At 56.8% G+C, this 7,379-nt stretch carries 7 protein-coding genes; 6 read left to right on the forward strand and 1 reads right to left on the reverse strand.

Annotated elements, in window-relative coordinates; all coding sequences use genetic code 11:
* Positions 1-62: 62 nt before the first annotated feature.
* On the reverse strand, positions 63-1,643 hold the full coding sequence (gene nhaB / locus AB5Z09_RS14470) for a Na(+)/H(+) antiporter NhaB (protein WP_120414355.1): 1,581 nt from the start codon (positions 1,641-1,643) through the stop codon (positions 63-65).
* Positions 1,644-1,976: 333 nt separating this feature from the next.
* Between nhaB and fadR the strand changes: the two genes are divergently transcribed.
* From fadR to AB5Z09_RS14500, 6 genes are all read left to right on the forward strand, one after another.
* Positions 1,977-2,690, forward strand: coding sequence for a fatty acid metabolism transcriptional regulator FadR (gene fadR, locus AB5Z09_RS14475; RefSeq protein ID WP_026034983.1), 714 nt, complete (start codon positions 1,977-1,979; stop codon positions 2,688-2,690).
* A gap of 265 nt (positions 2,691-2,955) precedes the next feature.
* Entirely contained in the window at positions 2,956-3,096 is a 141-nt protein-coding gene (locus AB5Z09_RS14480) for a TIGR02808 family protein (RefSeq protein ID WP_005345965.1), read from the forward strand.
* A gap of 188 nt (positions 3,097-3,284) precedes the next feature.
* Positions 3,285-3,842, forward strand: a complete 558-nt coding sequence (locus tag AB5Z09_RS14485; protein ID WP_005336887.1) for a YaeQ family protein — start codon at positions 3,285-3,287, stop codon at positions 3,840-3,842.
* A 12-nt stretch (positions 3,843-3,854) separates the two neighbouring features.
* Positions 3,855-4,739, forward strand: coding sequence for an AEC family transporter (locus AB5Z09_RS14490; protein WP_005360972.1), 885 nt, complete (start codon positions 3,855-3,857; stop codon positions 4,737-4,739).
* 174 nt (positions 4,740-4,913) lie between these two features.
* Positions 4,914-5,378, forward strand: a complete 465-nt coding sequence (locus AB5Z09_RS14495) for a hypothetical protein (protein ID WP_368195553.1) — start codon at positions 4,914-4,916, stop codon at positions 5,376-5,378.
* Positions 5,379-5,661: 283 nt separating this feature from the next.
* Positions 5,662-7,379 (forward strand): sigma 54-interacting transcriptional regulator (locus AB5Z09_RS14500; protein ID WP_368195554.1); only part of this gene is annotated, 1,718 nt, incomplete at its 3' end.

Raw genomic sequence — 7,379 nt, forward strand, 5'->3', positions numbered from 1 at the left:
GAGCAGAGCGGAACCGAAAAGAAAAGGGCCCTGAAAGGGCCCTCGGAAACCGTCGCAACGGATTAATGCAGCGCTGGCTGTACCGCTGGCAGCGTACTCTCCATCACCAGCCATCCGTGCTGATAGAACCACTCGGTGGCAGGACCAAGCAGCAATTCGACAGAGAAAAAGCCGATCAGCCCCAGCACCAGGGTGTAGGGCAGCGCCATCCAGACCATGCGGCCATAGGAGAGACGCAGCAGCGGCGCCAATGCCGAAGTGAGCATAAACAGGAAGGCGGCCTGACCATTGGGGGTGGCGACCGACGGCAGGTTGGTACCTGTGTTGATGGCTACCGCCAGCAGATCGAACTGGGCGCGGTCGATGGCACCATTGAGCATGGCCGTCTTCACCTCATTGATGTAGACGGTGCCGACAAAGACGTTGTCACTGACCATGGAGAGCACCCCGTTGGCCAGATAGAAGAGGGCCAGCTGGTTCTCTGGTTTGGCTGCCAGTACCAGCTGGATCACCGGCTTGAACAGCTGCTGATCGATGATGACGGCGACCACGCTGAAGAAGACCGCCAGCAGGGCGGTGAAGGGGAGTGCCTCCTGGAAGGCTTTACCCAGCGAGTGCTCCTCGGTGATCCCGGTCAGGGAGGTGGCCAGCACGATGACCGAGAGGCCAATCAGACCAACGGCAGCCAGGTGCATGGCCAGACCGACGATCAGCCAGACCGCAATCAATGCCTGAACGATCAGCTTGGCCTTGTCTTGCGGGCTGCGTTTTGCCTCTTCGTAGCGGTTGTACTCCTCCATGATGGCGCGCACCGTGTCCGGCAGACGGGCGCCATAGCCAAACCAGCGGAACTGCTCCACCAGCACGCAGGTCAGCAGACCGCAGATAAAGACGGGGACGGTGACGGGAGACATGCGAATGGCAAATTCGGCGAAGTTCCAGCTGGCTTGCTCGCCGATGATGAGGTTTTGCGGCTCGCCCACCAGGGTGCAGACACCACCCAGCGCGGTACCGATGGCGGCATGCATCATCAGGCTGCGGAGGAAGGCGCGAAAATCGTCGAGATCCTGGCGATTGAGCTCGGCGACTTCCTTATCATCAGTATGGTCATGGCTGTGACCAAACTCCTTGCCGGACGAGACCTTGTGATAAATGGCGTAAAAGCCGGTGGCGACGCTGATCACCACGGCAATCACGGTCAGGGCATCGAGAAAAGCTGACAGGAAGGCGGAGACCAGACAGAAGGAGAGGGAGAGCAGGATCTTGGAGCGTACGCCGATCAGCAGCTTGGTGAAGACATAGAGCAGCAGCTGCTTCATGAAATAGATGCCTGCCACCATGAACACCAGCAACAGCAGCACCTCGATATTGGCGACCAGCTCGTGCTTGACCTGATCGGCGGAGGTCATGCCAATCAACACGGCTTCGATCGCGAGCAGACCACCCGGTTGCAGGGGGTAGCATTTGAGGGCCATGGCCAGGGTGAAGATAAACTCAACGACCAGTAACCAGCCCGCAATGAAAGGATCAAGGTGGAAGGCAATCGGATTGATCACCAGAAATAGCAAGATGGCGCTTTTATACCACTGTGGTGCATTGCCCAAGAAGTTCTTGGCGAATGCCTGCCCTAGGCTTATTGGCATGATAATGGGTCTCAACTTTGTTGTTAGGATCTGCTTCTATGCAGTCAAGGATGATTCGACCTGTGCCTCCGGATGTTGGCCTTTATCTGTCTGATTCCTCGTGATTTTAATCAAAAAGCGTGACGATTATAAATGATAGCCGATGGATCTCTGCCCATCTGTCTGTTTTATAACCACCTTGTCGGGGTTGGCTGGCTCCCTCGTGGCGATTAGATACATATTCCCAACACTATATTTGCCATATGTGAGCAGAGGACTGACCTTATGCTTGCCAGCCATCATCGCTTTGATATCATTCGTCAGCCTTTTTACGCATTACAACAGAGTCAATTCATGGTTATAAAAGCGCAGAGCCCAGCTGGGTTTGCCGAGGAATACATCATCGAGTCCATCTGGAACAATCGCTTTCCTCCCGGATCTATTCTGCCCGCCGAGCGTGAATTATCCGAGTTGATCGGGGTGACGCGGACCACCTTGCGCGAAGTGCTGCAGCGACTGGCCCGTGATGGCTGGTTGACCATACAGCATGGCAAGCCGACCAAGGTGAACAATTTCTGGGAAACCTCCGGCCTCAATATTCTGGAGACGTTGGCTCGTCTGGATCAGGACAAGGTACCTGATCTGATAGCTCAGCTGCTCTCCGCCCGTACCCACATCTGCACCATCTTTATCCGCGGGGCGATCCGTCACAATCCGGAACAGGCCGCCGAGATCCTGCGTGGCGCAGATGGGGTCGAGAACAACGCACAGGCTTATGCCGAGTTCGATTATCGCCTGCACCACCAGCTGGCGTTTGCTTCCGGCAATCCGATCTACGCTTTGATCCTGAACGGTTTCAAAGGGTTGTACAGCCGGGTCGGCAGCTACTACTTCTCCGACAAGCAGGCTCGCGAGACCGCAGATGCCTACTACAAGACCCTGCTCAATCTGGCGGAGACCAAGAACCACGAAGCCGTGTTCATGACGGTGCGTCAGTACGGTATCGAGTCCGGCAAGCTGTGGACCCGCCTGCGTCAGGACATGCCAAGCGATCTGTGCGACAACTGATCCCTTGCCTGTGCTGTCCAAGAAACGCGCCATCCGGCGCGTTTTTTTATTCTGCCGTGTTTGTGTCTATCCTTGATTGGCAGTGGTAATTGCTTGAACTGCATGGATATTTGGCCAAAAAGCTTGATCCAGCGCAAATGAACCCTGCATTTATCACTTTGGTGGCATAGGACCCAACCGCTGATTGAGGTCAAATGGAGGCATCAAGAGCGGAGCCAATATCCGCCAGAAGGAACACACCTTTCACCGGATGAAGGACACAACAATGAGTCTTCTTGAACACACCATCTGGACAGTACTGGGATATGGGGCCATGCCCTTTATCTTTCTGAGCGGATTCGTGGCGGTGGCAGTGACCTGTTGCATGCTGCTGAATGCGTTCGGGGTACAGTCCGCCGAGAAGTGAGTCGCTTCTCCATGCCGCCAAATGCCAGTCTTCGGACTGGCATTTGTTTTTTGTGTCTTTTAAAGCACTTATCCCGGCAGGGAAGGGGAAATCTTTGGTCAGGATGGTCGAACCTGCCGCCGATTTTGATTACACTGGCGCCCGTATTTCCCACTCACCCTTCTCTTATCAGGTGTTCAAGGTTTTCTATGGCTCTCAAGGCAACCGTATTCAAGGCCCAGATCAGTTTGTCTGATATGGATCGCAATCTGTATCAGGACTTCTCCCTCACGCTGGCGCGCCACCCCTCCGAAACCGATGAGCGGATGATGATCCGGCTGGCGGCTTTTGCCTGGCATGCCGCTGAACGACTGGAGTTCACCAAGGGATTGAGCGCCGATGATGAACCCGAGCTCTGGTGCAAGAACTACTCGGACGAAATAGAGCTCTGGATCGAGTTGGGCCAACCCGATGAAAAACGGCTGAAAAAGGCCTGTAACCGTGCCCGTCAGGTGGTGCTCTACCTCTACGGCGGTCGTGGCACCAGCGTCTGGTGGAAGCAGAACCAGGGCAAGCTGAGCCAGCATGACAACCTCAGCATCATCGAACTCTCCGACAGCCAGACTCTGCCGCTCACCGCCATGGTCGAGCGCACCATGCAGCTCACCTGCACTATCTCCGATGGTCAGCTCTGGGTCAGTAACGGCGCGCTGGAAGTGACGCTGGATCCGGTGGTGCTGATGGGCAAACCGGCCCGCGAACTGTAACGGACGCCGCCCATGTTCAGCGCCCTGCTCAATATCGTCATCCCGGTGTTCGGTGTGGTCGGGCTCGGCGCACTCTACGGGCGATTGCGACCGGGGGCTGCGCTCGGTTACGTCAATCGGGCCAATATCGAGCTGTTTACCCCGGCGCTGGTATTCTCCGCGCTGGTCAAGTATCCGCTGGCGCTGGCGGAGCATATGCCGCTGATTGCGGCGGGGGCGCTGGTTATTCTGTTACCCGGTCTGCTGCTTGCGCTGCTCAAACTCAAAGGGATTGAGCGGGCAGCCCTGATCTTGCCCGCCATGTTCCGAAATACCGGCAATCTTGGTATCCCCTTGATGGTGCTGGCATTTGGCGAGCAGCAACTGGGGGCCATCGTGATCCTCTTTGTGCTCTCCAATCTGCTGCACTTCTCGGTCGGCATGTTTATCCTCTCGGCCAATACCTCCCGCTGGCTGTGGCTGCGCAGCCCTGTGTTGTGGGCCGCGCTGGCCGGTTTGCTGGTGGCCAACCTGCACATTACGCTGCCGGAATATGTGGTGACCACGGCCTCGCTGCTCGGCCAGATCTCGGTGCCCCTGATGCTCTTTGCGCTGGGCATTCGCCTGATGGAGGGAGAACTCGATCACCTTGGCCTCGCGCTCAAGTGCAACCTGCTCTATCTGCTGGCGGGGGGATTGTCGCTGCTGCTGGCGATCTGGCTGTTGCCCCTCAAGACAGAGTGGATCCCGCTGTTGATGTTGTCGGTTTCCTTGCCCCCTGCTGTGTTGAATTACATGCTCTGCGAGCAGTATCACTGCCAGCCGGACAAGGTGGCCAGTATCGTGCTCGGCGGCAATGCCCTCTCTGTGCTGGTGATCCCGCTGGCGGTCTGGCTGGCACTTCATCTGCCCGGCTAAGCCAGATTGAATCGCTGCGGCTCTTCTCGTGGAAACGGTTCGTACCACATCATTGCCTCGTGATATATCTGTCGTCCCCCTATCCAACCCTGAGCCCCGGGCCTAACGGCGACAGCTATAGTATGAAAAAGAGCTGACTGACACTGTTTAACCAATGCCAGTGAGGGAAACCGGATGAGCACAAGTGAGCAATCTGAGCCTGTGGGGCAGGAAAAATCGCGCTATGACCCGGCATTGCCTACCGGTTATGACTGGCGCAGACACCGCCGTTTTATCCTCAGTGGTGGTGGTTACAAGGCAGAATGTTGCCGTCGCAACTGGTTTCTGGAGTTGCTCAATCCGGTGCCCTATGTGGTGGTGCGTGACATAGCCATCGGTGGCATCGGCATTCTGGGGGCCATACGGTTGAAGGAGGGGGATGAGCTGGTGATTGCCATTCCCTCTGGCGAGAAGCTGCGCGGTCTGGTCGTGAGATCCCAGCCAGACCCACTCTTTCCCAAACTCTATCGCACCGGTATTCGTCTGCATCGTTATCCGACGGCCGAGCTGTTTGCCCGCTGGCAAAGTTACATTCAGCCGCAAGATAAAGCGGATTTCGACCATGAGTGCCAAGTCTTGAAACAGGTACGTGGCGCGTGAGCCAAATGCCATTTCAGTGGTTGTTTTCCTCACATTTAGCATGATCTGTCGATGGACTTTGCGGATCAGCAGGCTTGGCTGTTCCGAGTGGTTTATCTTGCTGCATGTGTTTTCATCTTTATGTTTTTATTGAATTTTATCTATACCTCTGAAGTCGCGGAGGATGCGGAGCATTTTCCCTTTTCGTGATCCCCCCCGAAGTAGTTCCCCCTGATATCCCTTAGTATCTGGCCAGCATGACTCCCTTTAGGGGGAAGATAACAAGAACAAAAAGGAATGATGGATGAGATCCGTGAGCAACCAGTGTCTGTTGATGCAGATCCAGCCGACCATCTTGCGCTTTGCCAAGATGCTGGCGAGTGTGCTGCAGCTTGAGGTCGAAATTGTGGATGCCGATATGGTTCGGGTGGCTGGCACCGGGCCTTATGGCAAGTTCTTCGGACGTCAGCTGGAGGGCGACTCCCGCCTGCTGCGTTATGTGATTGATAACCAAAGGGAGAAGATCGTTACCCACACCAGCGATGATCCGGTGTGTGACGGTTGTACCTGCAAGGAGAGCTGCCGTGAGCGCGCCTTCCTCGGGGTGCCCATCATGGTGGACGAGCGCTGCATCGGGGTGATCAGTCTGGTGGCCTTCAGCGACGAGCAGCAGGCGCGCCTCAACAACAATCTGCAGGATGTGTGTGACTATGTGCGCCATATCTCCACCATCTTTGTAGCCAAGTTGCTCGATTCACGCGGGCTGTCGGACGGGGTCAACAAGGTGTTCCTCAATCTGATGACCAACATGGATCAGGGTTGCCTGCTGCTCGATGACAAGAGTCAACTGCTCTACGCCAACGAGGCGGCACTCCATCATCTGGGTTGCCAGCAGGAACAGTTGCAGGGGCGCGAAGTGGGGATCCGCCCGCTCACCTTCTCCCAGCAGGGGCTGAGTGGTCATCTTCAGCACATCATCACCTTTGAAGGTCGTCAGGAGCTGATCATCGGCCAGCTACACCATGTGCAGGGCCAGCAGCTCTTTCTGATGGCGTTTCACCAGTCCCACTCCGGTCAGGTTCAGGAGCCGGATCCGGATGTGCGGATCGATCAGCTGATCGGCGAGAGCAAGCCGATGCGCACCCTCAAACGACTGCTGCACCGCATCGCCCAGAGTCCCTCGAGCGTGCTGATTTGTGGCGAGAGCGGCACCGGTAAAGAGGTGGTGGCCCGCGCCGTCCATCGCCTCAGTCCGCGGCAGGACAAGCCTTTTATTGCCATCAACTGTGCCGCCATTCCCGAACAACTGCTGGAGAGCGAGCTGTTTGGCTATGTGAAGGGATCGTTTACCGGAGCTTCCAGCGGTGGCAAGCAGGGCCTTATTCAGGCGGCCCATCAGGGCACCCTGTTCCTTGACGAGATTGGCGACATGCCGCTCACCATGCAGGCCAAGTTACTGCGGGTGCTGGAGCTGCGGGAGGTGACCCCCATCGGTGCAAGCCGACCGGTGCCGGTGGATATTCGTATCATCGCCGCCACCCACCAGCATCTCGATCAATACATCGCCGAGGGGAAGTTTCGTGAAGATCTCTATTACCGTATCAACGTCATCCCCCTCAACCTGCCGCCGCTGCGGGAGCGGGAAGGGGACGTGGAGCTGCTGACCCACTACTTTCTCAACCTGCACACCAGCCGGATCGGCATCGTCTATCCCGGTCTGGCTCCCGAGGTGATGGCGCTGCTCAAGGGGTATCGCTGGCCGGGCAACGTGCGCGAGCTCAGCAACCTCATCGAATATCTGGTCAACGTCAGCCAGGCGGGTGAGGTGATCGATGCCAGCCTGCTGCCCCCCAACATCATCCGCAATCAGGAGCCCCATCGCGTGGCGGCCCAATCGATCCCGGTGACCAATCTGGATACGGTGTTCAATGTGCCTGCCACAGCGCCGCTCGCAGCTATGCCTGAGAAACTACTCGAACCCGTTCCGGGTGAGAGTGGCCTTGAGAGCATGGAGAAACAGAT

Source organism: Aeromonas sp. R2-2 (assembly GCF_040908355.1).
Taxonomy (GTDB): domain Bacteria; phylum Pseudomonadota; class Gammaproteobacteria; order Enterobacterales; family Aeromonadaceae; genus Aeromonas; species Aeromonas veronii.

Coding starts and splice junctions, on each gene's coding strand:
- nhaB (WP_120414355.1), bottom strand. CDS start 1,643: ATGCCAATAAGCCTAGGGCAGGCATTCGCCAAGAACTTCTTGGGCAAT.
- fadR (WP_026034983.1), top strand. CDS start 1,977: ATGGTTATAAAAGCGCAGAGCCCAGCTGGGTTTGCCGAGGAATACATC.
- AB5Z09_RS14480 (WP_005345965.1), top strand. CDS start 2,956: ATGAGTCTTCTTGAACACACCATCTGGACAGTACTGGGATATGGGGCC.
- AB5Z09_RS14485 (WP_005336887.1), top strand. CDS start 3,285: ATGGCTCTCAAGGCAACCGTATTCAAGGCCCAGATCAGTTTGTCTGAT.
- AB5Z09_RS14490 (WP_005360972.1), top strand. CDS start 3,855: ATGTTCAGCGCCCTGCTCAATATCGTCATCCCGGTGTTCGGTGTGGTC.
- AB5Z09_RS14495 (WP_368195553.1), top strand. CDS start 4,914: ATGAGCACAAGTGAGCAATCTGAGCCTGTGGGGCAGGAAAAATCGCGC.